Source organism: Methanothermobacter tenebrarum, assembly GCF_003264935.1.
GTDB classification, from domain to species: Archaea; Methanobacteriota; Methanobacteria; order Methanobacteriales; family DSM-23052; genus Methanothermobacter_A; species Methanothermobacter_A tenebrarum_A.
This window is the reverse complement of the sequence record NZ_QLOE01000006.1, coordinates 88,163-104,819: the sequence shown is the minus strand read 5'-3', so window position 1 is coordinate 104,819 and position 16,657 is coordinate 88,163. Positions and strand designations below refer to the sequence as shown.

The window sequence follows — 16,657 nt, the reverse complement described above, 5'->3', positions numbered from 1 at the left end:
TACCATCATAATAATATATAAACATATATTATTACACTTTCCCGCCAAATTTAAATACAAAGTAATAACAAAGTTTTTGTAGAGTCTATTGAAAATAGATTGGAGTGATAATAAATAAGATATTGCTAATTTTCATTGTCATTCTTGTCCAAGGACAGCGATTGGATTCAAAATTGGTGAAAATTGTAACTGAGAACTTTGAAAGATCTGAAGATTGGGGGAAGATCGTTGTAGAAAACAGTTACTTAGATGCAATACAATTCAGGACCAGATGCAAATTCAGGCAAAGAAAACCTACTATTCAAAGATCATGGGAAACATGTCTACAGCCTCATAGATCGAAGAACAAGAAAAAGTATCAGAACATGAATGGACAAATTCAAAAAACAAGAGGAAAGAATTACCCGAAAAATCTCTATGAATTTTTCACAGTCAGAAAAGTGAAGATGAAACCCCAAAAAAGCAAGGATCTACAATTCATTAAAATGCGCAGAATGCAACGAATTAATAGCAGAACACCACACAATGACAAAAAAATGGCAGAATATGTATACTTGCTCAAAAAAAACAAGATCCCCATTTGTATATACAGTTAAAAACTAGTTCACCTTTTTTTGTAATGGCATTGAAAAAATCCTTTCAATACCTAGTTAACCACAATTATATAAGCATTGTCCAGCGCACCCTCCAATGACCTCATATATAGTCATCTAATAGTTTTTCTGATAAAGCATTTTCAAATTTCGCAATCTGTACCAATAATTTAATAAAATCCTAGAATATCATGGTTTAGGAGGTGTAAATATGAATGTTGGCGAAATTGTGGGCGAAGCCCTTGATTACCCAGGATCGAACTTAAAGAAAGTCTTAACATTGGGAATATTCATCATAATAATTAATCTGCTAACCCTCTTAACATTGAGAACATCCCTCATAATAGGTGTTCTGCTAATCCCACCAATATTCCTTGTTTATGGGTACACTCTAAGGGTTATTAAGGCCACAGTAGCTGGTTTTGATGAGCTTCCGGACTTTGATGAATGGGGTGACATGTTAATCGACGGACTCAAAGTTTTTGTTGTAGCCATAGTCTATATGATAATACCAGCGATAGTATTAGCCGCTAGTATTATCCTTTTACTAACCAGGTCAAACCCTACTGTTGCGCTTATTGGTATAGTAATAGGGATTATCCTGGTCATTATATTTGGACTAGTAGAGAATATTGCAATAGCTCATATGGCGTTCAATGACAGTTTAGGAGCAGCTTTCAGCATCGGGGAAATATTAAATGTTATATCAGAGATTTCATGGTTAAAGTATATCATTTGGATCATAGGCGTTACAATAGTAATTACAGGTGCATACATCGTGACCATGGCTGCATTAAGCATTATCTTACTACCAATCGCCGGTCTATTTGGGGTAGCAGCAATAACTCAGATGACCCCAGAAATCGCATCAGCAGGATTTATACTTGTGTTAATAATCATGCTGTTGCCTCTTGGCCTCTTTGTGGTTCCTTACCTTCGGCTCTTCTATGCTAGGGCACTTGGCCGGTTATATTCAGATAGATAAACTCCAATTCCCACTTTCTTTTTTTTTGGTTGATATACTGTGCTTATTAGAAGACATGGTTATAATATCCGCTTCCTTTAAGGATATGCTGTTGTGGGTTTTTTGATTTGAGGCTTGTATTTTCTTTTAGATCTACTTGGGAGTGGGGTGTGTCGCTCATTTATGCGTTTGGAGTTTTTTTGGATGGTCTATTGTGGCAGGTGTCTTCTATAAGATTGGTAGTTTTTTGTTGATCTTTTTTTGAGTGTGCCGTCTGGGAATACCGTTATCCATGTTTTTTTCTTTAGGGGCTTGCTTTCTCTTCTGCAACTTCTGCTTATAATAACATTTTTGAGGTGTTTCTTCGCAAGCTTATATGCTTTTTCTATTTCATTGATTGTTGGATTTCTGGATAGGCCATGTCTTGTTTTGAAGTCGTTGATGCGATATTCTATCTGGGGGTTGATGGATGCTATATATTTGGCTATTTTTTTTATTTCGTCTTCTTCAACGAATCCTGGAATGTACAGAGTTTTTATGACGATTTTAGCGTTTTCTTGGATTGTTTTTATATTTTTTAAGATTTTTTTATTGGAGAAACCGGTATACCATTTATGTTTTTTATCATCTATTGCTTTTAAGTCGACCATGAATTCTTTTACACCCGCCTCGACAAGCTCTTTGATGTATTCCTCGTCGAGTAGATATGCGTTAGTTTCTAGTATGATATGTGCAAAATTTAATTTGGAGATTAGCTCTATGAGGTAGTCTCTGTCTAGTGTTGGTTCTCCTCCTGTTATGAGGATCTCTTCTGGGAGTTTTCCGTAATATTCTTGGGACGATTTTCTCACGAGTTTCACGAGTTCTTCTGTGGTTAGGGGTTTTCCTGTGGGTTTTCTCGCGTTACTAAAACATCCTCTACACTTGAAATTGCAACCTGATAATGTTATCCAGACTCTACATGCGATCTCTGATAATGTGATAAATGGTATGTGTCTGTATTTCACAGTATCCCTATTTCACATTTCTTATTATGGTGAGTGGGACTTTGATTTCTCCCGGTTTATAATTTTGCGCTATCCATGAATTAACTATTGTACACAAGAATAAAATATCATATCCTTCATTAGATTTTTTCAGGATCTCTTCTGCAAGCTCCTTTTTATTTTTTATCTTCAACTCGTAAACCTTTTCAATAAGGTCTAATTCATCTATTGTCATTTATTACACCAAAAAAATTATATGTTATTTAGATTAAAAAAGTATTCCCCACGGTAATGATCAAAAGAGAAAAAATAGGCCTCCCAGGAGAAAGTATCCACCCCCAGGGGATTTAATGATAAAAAAGACATCAAAGTGGGTTTTTCTATTCGAACATTTTTCTCATGCAACGTCTGATAGTACCTTCAGCTGCCATGCCCCCCATGAGATTCTTAAGCTCTTTTGTAAGTGCTTGGGCAGCTACGAGATCTGTATGTTTTATTTCACCTTTTTCAATCCATTTCATGACATCGTCATCCAAGTTGGAGAGCATGTTTAGTGCCGCGTCTAATATTTCCTGTTCTTTGAGTAGGTGCATTGAAGTTGCGCTCTTGACTAACAATTCCGGGTTTATAGCCTTTAGCATTCCATCGACTCCTGATGATTCCACAAGGGATGCTACAGTTTGTAGTGTCATCAGTATCTGTTTTTCAACCATCTCTACTGGGGCCTCAATGATCTGAGTGCCAACATAGTAATAGTCAAGGACGCCTGCAAGTGTTATAGCTGTGACTAGGGATCCCATATCTGCAACTGTACTTGAAACGTCAGCGGGGACTACATAAGCTTTTTTACCACAGCTCTCAGATAGTTCAACACATTTTTGTATCTGTTCCTCGCTTGCAAGTTCAAGTTCGCTTGTTGTACGTCCACCAATCACGTAATGGCCGTGGTAGGGTGTTCCTGGCACGGCCGCTGGGTGTAAGGATACGATCCCAATGTCCTGTCTTTCTCTTCTAATTTCCCTTTCAAGGACGTAATATAATACTACTGGAGAGACTGTACAAGTATTTGATATGATCCCCCCATCTGGAAGATGTGATATTATGTTCTTAGCAATTTCGAAAGTTTTTTTACCGAATGGTGTGAATAGTACGGCGATTTCTGAATTAGAAGCGGCTTCGATATCATTATCTGTCACTTTGACCCCTGCATCTTCCACCATCTTCCAATGTTCATCTTCTAATATGTTCCTGTTTGGTTCTGCGAGGATGACATCATGACCTGCCTCTGCAAACTCCATTGCCATCCTACTACCACCGAATGGGGGTTCTCCACCAAATTTTTCAGGTAAATTCAAATGTCTAACATAAAGATCTTGATTACCAGCACCATAAACTGCTACTTTCATCTCAAACCAACCCCTTTATTAATTCATGTGATTAGATTATCCACTTTGTTTTATAAATTTTTAGTTTCCTTGGTTAAAATCCGAGTTCATAATGGGGAAATATAATAATTTAGTTTGGGAGTGGAGGCGCCTCTAAAAATTTAAATAGTATTGGTGGATTTTTTTGTTTAGAGGTTTTTGAGACTTCTCATGGAAAACTGGGGGCGGAAGTGTCGTATTATTTTTTCATGTTTTTTCTGTTAACGGTTTGCCGTAGAGTATCTCAGCTATTTTTTCTAATGTTTTCATGCCCTTCGCCTCTTTTTTGAGTAATGGAACTTGTGCCAATATCTTGTCGCTGAACTTTTCTCGTATCATTTCTAGTCTTTCTTGTTGTAGTCGTCTTCTTGCTTTGCAGAATTCGCAGTCGCTTTCCTCTGGAAGTATCTGGTTTACTATAACAGCATCTGTGTGGATATCATATTTCTCAAGCGCTTTCATGGCCCTTTCGGATTCGTAGATTGACATTTCCTCTGGGATTACGATCATCTTAAATGATGTTCTCTCAGGGTCTGACATAACAGCCCTTGCCTCGCTGATCTTCTTTTTTGTGGCTTCGAGGTCTTTTAATGTTCTGTCTTCTTCTTCCTCGTCTCCCATGAATGGTAGGATGTTCTTGAATGCCTTTGCAAATGCTCCTATCTGTCTTCTAAATTTTATTAATTTCCCCACCCAAGAATCCATCATTTCTGGGAATGAAAGGAGTCTAAGAGTGTGGCCTGTGGGGGCTGTGTCGAATATTACAACATCATATTCATCTGTTGTCATATATTTTAGGAATTGGTCGAAGGCTGCTGCTTCGTCGATTCCTGGGGACATGGATGCCATGTCCATTTGTTCTTGTAAAAGTTCCATGCCAGGGTTTGCCTCTGTTTGTTCTTTTAGTTTTTCCTGGTATTCTTCCATTGCAATCTCTGGGTCTATTTCAACCGCATATAAGTTTTCTCGGACGAAGGTTGGTACGTGACTTATCTTTTTCTCAAATGAGTCGGATAACGAATGTGCAGGGTCTGTCGATATTACAAGCGTCCTTTTGCCGGATTTGGCCATCCAGAGTGCTGTTGCAGCTGATATGGTGGTTTTACCCACCCCTCCTTTACCTCCTACGAATATGAATGTTGTTTTTCCCTTGCTAAATTTGAACAAGTCTTTGAATGCCATTGCATACCTCCAATAGATGTTTAGAATAAGATCCTATTATTTTATAAGTGGATCGTATAACCTAATATAGTATACTATATATTAAAATTTCCATCAAAAAAATGTTCCATAAAATAATTTGATGAACCTTCCTTGTATATGGGATCCCCTCAAAAGGATTGTATGTGGTATAAGTTGATTCTAAAATAAGGATTCATGGTGTACCAAGATGGATCTCCCCCCAATTAATGAGAAGGTAATATATCAGATTAAAAAATTTATAAAAGATAAGGTTGAAGAGGCCAGCGTCGATGGCGTGGTTCTTGGTTTAAGTGGTGGGATTGATTCAACAGTCACAGCCTATCTTTGCAAGGAAGCACTGGGCCCTGATAGGGTTTTAGGGATTGTAATGCCTGCGAGGACTACAAGTCTCATTGATGTTAAACATGCGCGTATGGTAGCTGAAATCCTAGGTATAGAAAATGAGACAATCCAAATAGACCCTCTAATCGAACCTTTCAAGTCTCTATGTTATCATAAGAGCACAAAACTTGCAAGGGGCAACCTTAAAGCCCGTATGAGGATGATGATATTATACTACCATTCCAATTCATTGAATAGGCTTGTCGTGGGCACTGGCAACCGCACAGAACTCCTAGTTGGTTACTTTACGAAATATGGTGATGGTGGCGTGGACATACTACCCATAGGCTGCCTATACAAAAGCCATGTTAAACTCCTAGCAGAAAAACTAAAGGTGCCAGTGGAGATAATAGAGAAAACACCAACTGCAGGATTATGGTATGGACAAACTGACGAAGAAGAACTTGGTATAAAATATCCCATCCTTGATAGGATATTATACTTGATGGTAGACCAGGGCTTAGATGACCAGAATATAAGTGAAAGGGTAAAAGCGCCCATAGGAGAAGTTAAACGTATAAGAATGATGGTCAAAAACTCTCGTCATAAAATAAACCCCCCAGAGGTTCCGAATATCAAATTCTAAAGGATGGTAGAATATGTTTGCCATGGTATATATAACAACGTCTGGGCTAGAAGAATCAGAGAGGATAGGTAAAATTTTAGTCAAAGAAAGGCTAGCAGGGTGTGTGAACATAATACCTTCCATAAAGTCATTTTATTGGTGGGATGATAAAATAGAAGAGGATGAAGAGTCCATACTAATAGTTAAAACCATAGAAGAAAATGTTAAAGAAATTATAAAAAGGGTCAAAGCCCTACATAGTTATGAAAACCCATGCATCATCCATATTCCCATCAAAGGAGGATCAGAAGATTACCTCAAATGGTTATTAGGGGAAATAAGATGATTATTTGGGCGGTGATCCATTGGATATCGAAAGAAAATGGCAGAAAAAATGGGAAAAAGCAGGGATCTTCCAAGCCAACCCACAAGGTGGTAAGAAACTATTCTTAACAGTGGCTTATCCATATCCAAGCGGTGCCATGCACATAGGCCATGGGAGAACCTACACTGTACCAGATGTGTATGCGCGGTTTAAACGAATGCAAGGCTATAATGTACTTTTCCCAATGGCATGGCACGTGACAGGCGCCCCAGTCATTGGAATAGCTAGGAGAATCCAGAGAAAAGACCCATGGACGTGGAAAATATACCAGGAAGTCCACAAGGTCCCCCCAGAGGAACTGGAAAAATTCACAGACCCAGAATATATCGTGGAATATTTCAGCAAAGAATACAAGCGGATAATGAAAGCAATGGGCTACTCAATCGATTGGAGAAGAGAATTCAAGACAACAGACCCCCAATACCAGAAGTTCATCGAATGGCAGATAAAAAAATTAAAAGAGAAAGGATTAGTCCGCAAAGGAGAACATCCAGTAAAATATTGTCCAGAATGTGAAAACCCAGTAGGAGACCATGACCTCCTAGAAGGTGAAGGTGTGGGTATAAACCAACTCACAATACTCAAATTCAAATTAGAAGACTCATACCTTGTAGCTGCGACATTCCGCCCAGAAACCATCTTCGGAGCCACAAACCTCTGGTTAAACCCAAAAGAAAAATATATTAAAGTGAAAGTGGATGGGGAGAAATGGATTATAAGCGAAAAATCATATGAGAACCTATCACAACAAAAAAAGGACACTAAAATCATAGAGGAGATCAACCCAGAAGAACTGATAGGTTCAAATGTTAAAAATCCCATGACGGGCGAAAAACATCCTATACTACCCGCATATTTCGTCGACCCAGAATACGGTACAGGCGTCGTATTCTCAGTCCCGGCACATGCACCAGCAGATTACATTGCACTCCGAGACCTAAAAAAGGATAAAAAATTACAAAAAAAATACAAAATAGAAAATACGCTCGAAGGGATAAAACCAGTGAATGTAATAACAATTGAAGACTATGGAGAATGTCCCGCTTGCGAAATCATCAAAAAATTCAAAATAAAAAATCAAAAAGATCCAAAATTAGATGATGCCACAAACGAACTCTACAAGATCGAACACGCCAAAGGTAAGATGAGTCAACACATACCAGAATATGGTGGTAAACCAGTGGCAGAGGCCCGTGAGAAGATAGCAGAACGCCTAAAATCAGAAGGCAAAGCCGATGAAATCTTTGATTTCGCCGAACATCCTGTGATCTGCCGATGCGGGAGCCGTTGCATCGTTAAGATAATGGAAAACCAATGGTTCATAAAATACTCAGACAAAAAATGGAAAAACCTGACCCTAGAATGCCTCAACTCCCTCAGAATAGTGCCAGAGGAAGTGAAGGCAAACTTCGAATATTACATTGAATGGTTAGATGACTGGGCCTGCGCAAGGAGAATAGGCCTTGGAACGCCTCTACCATGGGACCCTGACTGGATAATAGAACCCTTAAGTGATTCAACAATCTACATGTCATATTATACCATAGCACCGCATTTGAAAAAATTACCAGCTAATGCCCTAAATGATGAATTCTTCGACAAAATTTTCCTAGACCAAGATAATAAACTTAAAATAGATGAAAAGATGGCTAATAGGATTTCGAGGGAATTCAATTACTGGTATCCTCTAGATTGGCGATTATCAGCAAAAGACCTTATAGGTAACCATCTCACGTTCCATCTGTTCCATCATTCCGCCATATTCCCACCATCCAAGTGGCCCAAGGGCATAGTGGTATTTGGCATGGGCTTGCTTGAAGGAAAGAAAATGTCATCATCCAAGGGGAATGTTGTACTATTATCAGATGCTATAGAAGCCCACGGAGCCGATGTTGTAAGACTATTTCTAATGTCATCTGCAGAGCCATGGCAAGACTTTGACTGGAGGGAAAAGGAGGTTATAGGCACTAAAAGGCGCCTTGAATGGTTCAGAGAGTTCGGGGAGAAAATTTTCAATATAATAGGGTCAGAGAGATTATCAGTTTCAGAAATCCCGGAGCCGACATCTTTTATTGGTAAATGGATGATGGACAGGATAAACCTTAGGATAAGAGAGGCTACGAAGGCTCTTGAAGGATTTCAGACGAGAAGAGCCCTCCAGGAAGCCTTTTTTTTGTTGAGGAAAGATGTTGATCATTATATGAAACGTATAAGGGATCGTGTGGATGAAGAGGCTAAGGATGTTCTCAGATACCTTCTAAGTGTATGGATTCGTTTAATGTCACCCTTCATTCCACATACTGCAGAAGAAATGTGGGAGAAATATGTTGGCGATGGTTTCGTATCAGAAGCGCCCTGGCCAAGAGTCTATGAAGAATTTATAAGTTTAAAGATCCAAAAAGCCGAAGAGATGGTCCAAGAGACCGTTAAGGATATAATGGAGATTAAAAAGATCCTAAATATAACTCCTGAGAAAGTGCATGTATATGTTGCCCCTGAATGGAAATGGAGAGTATTAGAGATGGCTTATGAGATTGGCAAGCCTGATATGGGGGCTTTGATGGGACGCGCCATCTCTGAGGGGATACATGATGATAAGAAGGAGCTGGCAGATTTCATAAAGAGAGTCATTAAAGATATTGTGAGGGGAGAGTATCCTGGACGTGTTGATGAGCATAAGATATTATCCGATGCCAAAGATTACATAGAGGCAGAAGTTAATGCAAGAATAATGATCCACGAAGATGCTGAGTATGATCCGGAGGGGAAAGCTAAAAATGCCATCCCTTATAAGCCCGCGATCTACTTAGAGTAGATCACCTTATTTTTAAGCGTTCCGATACCCTCTATGGATGCTTCAATTTCATCCCCTGGTTTCATAGAGCCTACGCCTGGGGGCGTTCCTGTTGCGATGATATCCCCCTTTTCTAGGGTCATTATATTTGATACGAATTCCACGAGCTCGTATACGTCGAAGATCATGTTTTGAGTGTTTGAGTATTGTCTGAGTTCTCCGTTTAAATGTAGGGATATTTCGAGTTCATGTGGGTTGATATCTGTTTCTATCCATGGGCCGATTGGACAGAATGTGTCGAAGCTTTTGGCGCGCGTCCACTGTCCATCCTTTCTTTGAAGGTCTCTAGCTGTAACATCATTTAATATGGTGTAACCTGCTATGAAATCCTCAGCATCTTCTCTACCCACATTCTTAGCTTCTTTAGATATTACAGCCGCCAATTCCACCTCATAGTCAACTTCGCGGGACATGTTCGGATAAATTATAAATTCGCCGTCTCCTATAATACTGCTTGGGGGTTTCAAAAATATGATGGGCTCTTCTGGGATCTCCATTCCCAATTCATCCGCATGGTCCTTATAATTGAGGCCTACACATATTATCTTCGAGGGATTCACTGGGGGGAGAATCTTCACATTAACCGGGCATTTTCTTAATCCTTTGTGATTATCGTTCAAATAATCCTCTGCCGACACCTCTATGATCCTATTATCCTCTATAAAACCGTACCTTGTTTTATTGTTGTATTGGAATCTGAGAAATTTCAATTTATCAACCTCTATTGTATTATTCTTTCGATGGGGACTACAAGGATATCCTTTGCACCGACACGTTTAAGTTCATTAACAACCTTGAACACGTCTTTTTCATCCACCACTGCATGCACTGCTACTATACCATTATCAGATAAGACCCGAGATACCGTAGGGCCTGTCATCCCAGGCATGACTTTTTTAACAGCTTCTAGCTGGTCTTGGTTGACATTTAACATTACAAGTTTTTTGCCTTGCGCATCCAAGACCCCTCTGATGCCTGTTCTAACTTCCTCGATAAGTTTTTTCTTTTTATGGTAGCTTTCATGATTTGCTATGAGTTTCACTGAACTTTTGAGGATTGTGTCCACGACACGAAGATGGTTCATCTTTAAGGTTGTACCAGTACTTGTCAAGTCCACTATAAGATCCGCAACTCCAATGAATGGTGCTATTTCTGTTGAGCCGCTGAGTTCAACTATTTCAGCGTTTATACCCCTCTCCTTTAAGTATTGACTTGTTAGTTTGGGGAATTCTGTCGCTATTATAGATCCGTCCTCGATATCCTCTGGATCTTTTATATTTGAATCCTCAGGGGCTGCTAATACGAGTTTCGCCCTTCCAAACTTGAGATCTTCCAAGATTTTAACATTGCTTCCCCTTTCCATTATAAGATCTAGGCCTGTTATTCCAAGGTCTGCCGCGCCATCAGCAACAAACTCTGGTATATCAGTGGCCCTTGTGAACATGACCTCAATGTTTGGATGTTCTGTTTGTGAGAATAATCTTCTTTTCAAAGTGTCCTTTAATCCAATGCCTGCTTTTTCCAATAATCTTATGGTAGGTTCGCTTATTCTACCCTTTGATGGGATCGCCATTTTAATCTTCAATATAATCACCCTTTAATCAATAGTCTGGGGGATAAGATTATATAGCTTCTACTTAAATTTTAATTATACGAGGGGGGATTCTAATGGAGACAGAAAACATTCTAATAAAGGATGCTCAGATTTTAGATGCACATGGTCAAAGGAAGGGTTCAGTATTGATAGAAAATGATAAAATAAAGGAAATATCCCCTAGTATCAGCCCAGAAGGTGTTAACAAGGTGATCAATGCGGAGGGGAAACTTTTAATCCCCGGGTTTGTGAATACACATACTCATCTTTCAATGACACTCTTCAGGGGGATTGCTGATGATCTTAAACTTGAAAAATGGCTTAATGATTATATTTGGCCTCTCGAAGCGCATCTTAATGGTGAATATTGTTATGCTGGGGCTCTTCTGGGTTGTGTGGAGATGATAAAGTCTGGGACAACAACATTCAATGACATGTATTTTTATATGGATCATGTGGCGGAGGCCGTGAAGGAGAGCGGTCTGCGTGCTGTGATAAGCCATGGGATGATAGATTTTGGTGATGAAAAAAAGAGGAAGGCTGAGATAAAAGAATCGAAGAGGATAATCAGAAAATGTCATGGGATGGCTGATGGACGGATAAAAGTTGCCTTGGGACCTCACAGTCCATATACTTGTTCCAGACAGCTTTTAGATGAAGTGAGGAGTCTTGCAGATAAATATGGACTCCTTATACATATTCATGTGGCCGAGACAGAAGATGAGGTCAGACAAGTGAAGGATAAGTATGGTGAGAGGCCGTTCATTTATCTTGATGAGATTGGTTTTCTTGGTGAGGATGTTATCGCCGCACATGCTGTGTGGCTTTCATCATCTGAAATTCATATTCTAAGGTCAAGGGGTGTTAAATTGTCACATAATCCTGCTAGTAACATGAAATTGGCATCAGGGGTTTCACCTGTTGAAGAACTTATAAATATGGGGGTATGTGTTTCCCTTGGGACTGATGGGGCTGCTTCGAATAATAACTTGGACATGCTTGAGGAGATGAAGATAGCAGCATTACTGCAAAAGATAAAGAAAATGGATCCAACAGCCTTGGATGCTGGGACTGTCTTTAAAATGGCTACGATAAATGGGGCTGCCGCGCTTGGGATGGCTGATGAGATCGGGACTATAGAAGTGGATAAGAAGGCAGATCTTGCCCTTATAAATACTAGGAGAAGTAGTATCACCCCTTGGAGGAATCCGACATCCCATCTTGTCTATGCCGCTTCTGGCTGTGATGTTGAAAGTGTAATCTGCAATGGTGAAATTCTAATGGAAAATGATAAATTAGAATCATTGGATGAAAAATATGTTATTGAACTTGCAGAGAATGCAGCTGAAGAGTTAATCTCTAAGGCATGATCTCATCTTTTAATAAAGTATGGTTTCTTGTTTTTACTTAACACGATACTTTTTTTCCATTTATCCTTTGTTTCTGGGTAGTCTTTTCTAAAGTGGGATCCTCTGCTTTCTTTGCGGATTATGGCTGATCTTGTTACGAGCGCCGCTGTTTTAAGCATGTTCTCGACCTCCAAGGCCTCTTGGAGGTACTTGTTGAATCTGCTACTCTCTGGGACATCTAATCTCTCAAGTTCTCCTTGGAGTGATCTTATGGTGGAGATGGCTGATTTGAGGGATTTTCCATCTCTTATAATGGCGACATTTTCCCACATGGTATCATGTAATCTTCTTTTAATCTCTGCTGGTCTTAGGTCGCCTTCCCTGACCTTGTTCTTTATCCTATATTCTTCAGCTTCCACATGCTCTCTGTTGAGTTTGAAATCATTTTTAAGGGCGTTCTTTGTGGCTGAAATACCTGCTCGTCTACCGAAGACTTGGGTGTCAGCTAGGGCATTCCCCCCTAACCTGTTAGCCCCATGGACACCACCAGCCACTTCACCAGCTGCAAATAAGTTTTTAAGATTTGTACGACACCATGGGTCTATTCTAACACCACCCATGAAATGGTGGGCTGTTGGAGCCACCTCCATTGGCTTCTCTCGGATGTCAACACCCACATCCAAAAATTGCAAGAACATTGTCTCTAATTTTTCCTCTATTACATTATCTGGTAGATGGGTTACATCCAAGTAAACGCCACCATTCTTTGTCCCACGTCCTTCCATGATTTCGTTGTAGATAGCCCTTGAGACAACATCCCTTGTTGCAAGCTCTAATCTAGGATCATACCTTTTCATGAAACGTTCACCATCTTTGTTTAGGAGTATGCCACCTTCACCCCTCACAGCCTCTGTCACAAGGACGCCCCTGCGAGATTCTGGCCATACCATCCCTGTGGGGTGGAATTGGACTTGTTCCATGTCGATAAGTTCTGCACCAGCGTCCCAGGCTATGCTGAAACCATCACCACCCTTCTGTAGTGTGTTTGAAGTGACGGGATAAATGTGCCCAGCACCTCCACTTGCTAGTATAGTGGATTTCGCGTTAAAGCATATAGGCCTTGAATCTTTTAATGAAATGCCCATAGCACCTTGTACGCTCCTTTCATCCTCGTCAACTATTAGAGATGTTATCATGATCTCGTCTAGGGTTTCTATACCCCTCCTTGTTATCTCCTCTTTCAGTGCTGTTATAATCTCGTGTCCTGTCCTGTCACCCTGGTAGCATGTTCTACGATATGTTTGACCTCCGAATGGTCTCTGATCAAGTATCCCTGATTCTTGCCTATCAAATAGAGCCCCGTAATTTTCAAGGTCTATAAGACGATCAGGTGCTTCATTAACTAGGATCCTTACAAGTTTGGGATCATTTAAGAATCCACCCCCCTTCATAGTATCCTGGTAGTGGATCTCGGGGTCGTCTTCAGCATCCACGAAACCGAATGCTGCATTATAACCGCCCTCTGCCATCCCAGTGCATCCTGATTTGAAGGATAGACCCTTTGATACTATCAGGGCTTCAAGACCATGCTTTGATACTTCTATGGCCGCTCGGCTACCAGCACCACCAGAGCCTATTATGAGAACATCACATTGATACACTTCGCTTTCCATAATCTATAATTTACCTAGTTACATATTATAAGTGTTATAGACAGATGAAAAAAATATTAGGAAAAGGGATAATGGGGGTTAGATTTGAAAAGAAAGGATATAATAAAACTAGCTAGGAAAGATTTTGAAAAGGCATGGGCTGAAACCGGCAAATTACTCAAGAAACCCCACCACGACATGGAATATCCCCGTCTAAGGTTTAAAATAGGAAAACCCCACATCCTTTATGATACAATATGGAGATTAAGGGATGCTTATCTTAAACTAGGATTTGATGAGGTTGTTAACCCCGTGTTCATTGATGAAGAACATATCTACAAACAATTTGGACCCGAGGCCCCTGCAATACTTGACAGATGCTTTTATCTTGCAGGATTACCCCGCCCAGACATAGGCTTGGGCCTTGAAAAGATAAATGAAATCAGAAAATTGGATGTTAAAATTGATGATAAGAAAATAGACAATCTAAAGGAAGTTTTCAGATCATATAAGAAAGGTATTCTTGCAGGGGATGATCTAGTAATGGAGGTGTCATCAGCACTTGATGTGAGTGATGAAACCGGTCTAAGGGTGCTTGAAAGGGTTTTCCCTGAGATAAAGGATCTGAAACCCATCCCTACAAAGAATACACTACGTTCACATATGACATCTGGCTGGTTTATAACATTAGAGTATTTACATGATAAATGTAAGCTCCCCTTAAAATTGTTCTCAATAGACCGGTGTTTTAGGAGAGAGCAGAGAGAGGATTCCAGCCATCTTATGACATATTATTCAGCCTCTTGTGTAATAGCCGATGAAGAAGTGGCACTAGATGTTGGTAAAGCCGTTTCAGAGAGCCTCTTGGAACATTTTGGATTCTCTAAGTTCAAGTTCCTCCCTGATGAGAAAAAGTCAAAGTATTATATTCCCGGGACTCAGACAGAAGTTTATGGTTACCATCCCAAGCTTAGAGAATGGGTTGAAATCGCAACCTTTGGTTTATATTCCCCAATAGCACTCTCCAAGTATGGTGTGGACAAGGATGTGATGAACCTTGGACTCGGAGTTGAAAGGCTCGCAATGATATTAGCAGGAGAAAATGATATACGAGAGATGGTTTATCCCCAAATATACAAGGAATGGGAGCTTTCTGATAGAGAACTTGCAAGCATGCTCAGGATAAACTTGTATCCTGTAACAGAAGATGGCCGGAGGCTCATGGAGAAGATAATAGATGTATGGAGAAAACATGGAAATGAGCCTTCACCTTGCAGTTTCACAGTATATGATGGCGAATTCCTAGGGAAAAATGTTAATGTAGAGGCTGTTGAAGTGGAAGAAAACACCCGTCTTTTGGGCCCCGCTGCGAATAATAGAATATTTATTTATGATGGGAACATACTAGGGGTTCCAGAGGAGGAGAAACTTGACACAAAACTTATAAAAGAGGCTAGGAAGAAAGGTATAGATACTGGGATAGCCTATATGGACGCCCTTGCCGCAGAAGCCGCATATAAGATCGAGGAGATGGTGGTGACAGGTTCCGATGCTGTTAAGGTTAGAAGTGCTATTGCACGTTCACTATCTGACCTCAACCTGAGATTAGACAAGGTTGGTATGAGATATATTACAAGTAAAAACAAGGTAATAGATCTTAGAGGACCCACATTTTCAACAATAAAAGCTAGGATAAAATAATGTACTGGAATCGTATCATAGATACAATGGCACGTTTACAATGTGAATGGTCAAAGAAGGTTATCAAAGAGGATGTTATTTCGCACTTTAAAAATATATGTGGTGCAGATGTTTCCTTCACAGTGAATAATAAGGGTATAGCAGCAGCCGTAATAATGGGCTCTAAACTAGAAGTCCTTGAAAAAAAATACAAGAAAGTGGAATTACCCATACCATATCTGAGTGGGTTTTTAGGCTTCAGAGAAGCTGATGCTATCTTAGATGTTGTTAAAGAATTAGAACATCCATTTGACGTTCTAATGGTTAATGGGAATGGCACATTACATCCAAGAGGTTTTGGATTGGCGAGTCATGTTGGAGTTCTTCTCGGGAAGCCCACCATTGGCATCACCAAAAAGCCCATAAAAGAAGCTGAAAGGGATAATTCACTTTTAAAAATAAATGGCAGAGTTGAAGGTAAAATAGTCAATGGCATGGTTGTAAGTGTAGGACATAAAATAAGTTTAAAAACTGCTGTGAAAGTAGTTAAAAATACAAGTATATATAAGATGCCAGAACCCCTCAGACAAGCCCACATATTTTGCACAGAAAAGGCTAAAGAGGAACTAAAATGAAAATCAAGGGGACTTTAACATCAGGATCTGGTGAAGGAGCTTATTACATGTCAAAGAAATTATACAAGCTCCAATTCAAGGAAAAACTAGGATTTGAACCGTATCCTGGAACCCTTAATATAATAATCCAGGAAGAGCATGTCCCTCTTATAAGAAAGTGTCTAAGAGGTGCGGAGAAAATAGAAGGAAAAGGCGAATTTGGAGATGTACTATATATAAAGTCCACCTTTAATAATAAAATCAAAGGAGCTCTAGTATTCCCAGTTAAAACACACCACTCACAGCGTATACTTGAATTCATAGCACCAGTTTATATTCGCCAAACACTTAAATTAGAGGATGGAGATACCGTCACCCTATACCTAGACGATTGTAAAAAAAATAAGTCGTGA

Annotated in this window: 16 protein-coding genes; 9 read left to right on the top strand and 7 right to left on the bottom strand. The window is 39.7% G+C overall.

Features of this window, described 5'->3' with window-relative positions; translation table 11 throughout:
- Positions 1-249 precede the first annotated feature (249 nt).
- Positions 250-369: an FmdE family protein gene (locus DPC56_RS08505; RefSeq protein WP_348638837.1), complete on the top strand. Its 120-nt coding sequence runs from the start codon at positions 250-252 to the stop codon at positions 367-369.
- A 435-nt stretch (positions 370-804) separates the two neighbouring features.
- The gene (locus tag DPC56_RS05875; RefSeq protein WP_112094143.1) at positions 805-1,578 is read left to right on the top strand and encodes a DUF4013 domain-containing protein; all 774 of its coding nucleotides are present in this window, start codon (positions 805-807) and stop codon (positions 1,576-1,578) included.
- A 188-nt stretch (positions 1,579-1,766) separates the two neighbouring features.
- On the opposite strand, the gene DPC56_RS05870 is transcribed toward DPC56_RS05875, so the two are convergent.
- The 4 genes from DPC56_RS05870 to DPC56_RS05855 form a co-directional block, all read right to left on the bottom strand.
- Positions 1,767-2,564, bottom strand: a complete 798-nt coding sequence (locus DPC56_RS05870) for a radical SAM protein (protein ID WP_112094142.1) — start codon at positions 2,562-2,564, stop codon at positions 1,767-1,769.
- A gap of 7 nt (positions 2,565-2,571) precedes the next feature.
- Positions 2,572-2,778 (bottom strand): hypothetical protein, encoded by a 207-nt coding sequence (locus DPC56_RS05865; protein ID WP_112094141.1) that lies wholly within the window; start codon positions 2,776-2,778, stop codon positions 2,572-2,574.
- A 145-nt stretch (positions 2,779-2,923) separates the two neighbouring features.
- Positions 2,924-3,949, bottom strand: coding sequence for a H(2)-dependent methylenetetrahydromethanopterin dehydrogenase-related protein (locus tag DPC56_RS05860; protein ID WP_112094140.1), 1,026 nt, complete (start codon positions 3,947-3,949; stop codon positions 2,924-2,926).
- A 225-nt stretch (positions 3,950-4,174) separates the two neighbouring features.
- A complete protein-coding gene (locus DPC56_RS05855) occupies positions 4,175-5,149 on the bottom strand; it encodes a TRC40/GET3/ArsA family transport-energizing ATPase (RefSeq protein WP_112094139.1) in 975 nt (324 codons plus the stop codon).
- Between the two features lie 208 nt (positions 5,150-5,357).
- On the opposite strand from DPC56_RS05855, the gene DPC56_RS05850 reads away from it, so the two are divergent.
- The 3 genes from DPC56_RS05850 to leuS are packed head-to-tail and all read left to right on the top strand — an operon-like array spanning position 5,358 to position 9,316.
- A complete protein-coding gene (locus DPC56_RS05850) occupies positions 5,358-6,137 on the top strand; it encodes an NAD+ synthase (RefSeq protein WP_112094138.1) in 780 nt (259 codons plus the stop codon).
- A gap of 13 nt (positions 6,138-6,150) precedes the next feature.
- On the top strand, positions 6,151-6,462 hold the full coding sequence (gene cutA, locus DPC56_RS05845) for a divalent-cation tolerance protein CutA (RefSeq protein ID WP_112094137.1): 312 nt from the start codon (positions 6,151-6,153) through the stop codon (positions 6,460-6,462).
- A 19-nt stretch (positions 6,463-6,481) separates the two neighbouring features.
- Complete coding sequence (gene leuS, locus DPC56_RS05840) at positions 6,482-9,316, top strand: leucine--tRNA ligase (RefSeq protein ID WP_112094152.1); 2,835 nt, start codon at positions 6,482-6,484, stop codon at positions 9,314-9,316.
- Here the strand turns inward: leuS and DPC56_RS05835 are convergent.
- On the bottom strand, positions 9,304-10,065 hold the full coding sequence (locus DPC56_RS05835; RefSeq protein WP_112094136.1) for a fumarylacetoacetate hydrolase family protein: 762 nt from the start codon (positions 10,063-10,065) through the stop codon (positions 9,304-9,306). The two genes, leuS and DPC56_RS05835, sit on opposite strands and share 13 nt — an antisense overlap.
- A gap of 11 nt (positions 10,066-10,076) precedes the next feature.
- Positions 10,077-10,940 carry an ATP phosphoribosyltransferase gene (gene hisG, locus DPC56_RS05830; protein WP_112094135.1) on the bottom strand — a complete coding sequence of 288 codons (864 nt, stop codon included), beginning with the start codon at positions 10,938-10,940 and terminating at the stop codon, positions 10,077-10,079.
- Positions 10,941-11,023: 83 nt separating this feature from the next.
- On the opposite strand from hisG, the gene DPC56_RS05825 reads away from it, so the two are divergent.
- A complete protein-coding gene (locus DPC56_RS05825) occupies positions 11,024-12,319 on the top strand; it encodes an amidohydrolase family protein (protein ID WP_112094134.1) in 1,296 nt (431 codons plus the stop codon).
- A gap of 2 nt (positions 12,320-12,321) precedes the next feature.
- On the opposite strand, the gene tfrA is transcribed toward DPC56_RS05825, so the two are convergent.
- Positions 12,322-13,971, bottom strand: coding sequence for a fumarate reductase (CoM/CoB) subunit TfrA (gene tfrA / locus DPC56_RS05820; protein ID WP_112094133.1), 1,650 nt, complete (start codon positions 13,969-13,971; stop codon positions 12,322-12,324).
- A gap of 84 nt (positions 13,972-14,055) precedes the next feature.
- On the opposite strand from tfrA, the gene sepS reads away from it, so the two are divergent.
- From sepS to DPC56_RS05805, 3 genes are read left to right on the top strand one after another with little or no spacing between them, the layout of a single operon-like run.
- Positions 14,056-15,651: an O-phosphoserine--tRNA ligase gene (gene sepS / locus DPC56_RS05815; RefSeq protein ID WP_112094132.1), complete on the top strand. Its 1,596-nt coding sequence runs from the start codon at positions 14,056-14,058 to the stop codon at positions 15,649-15,651.
- Between the two features lie 26 nt (positions 15,652-15,677).
- Complete coding sequence (locus DPC56_RS05810; protein ID WP_220084818.1) at positions 15,678-16,265, top strand: endonuclease V; 588 nt, start codon at positions 15,678-15,680, stop codon at positions 16,263-16,265.
- The gene (locus tag DPC56_RS05805; protein ID WP_112094130.1) at positions 16,262-16,657 is read left to right on the top strand and encodes a DUF120 domain-containing protein; all 396 of its coding nucleotides are present in this window, start codon (positions 16,262-16,264) and stop codon (positions 16,655-16,657) included. The genes DPC56_RS05810 and DPC56_RS05805 overlap by 4 nt, the downstream gene beginning before the upstream one ends.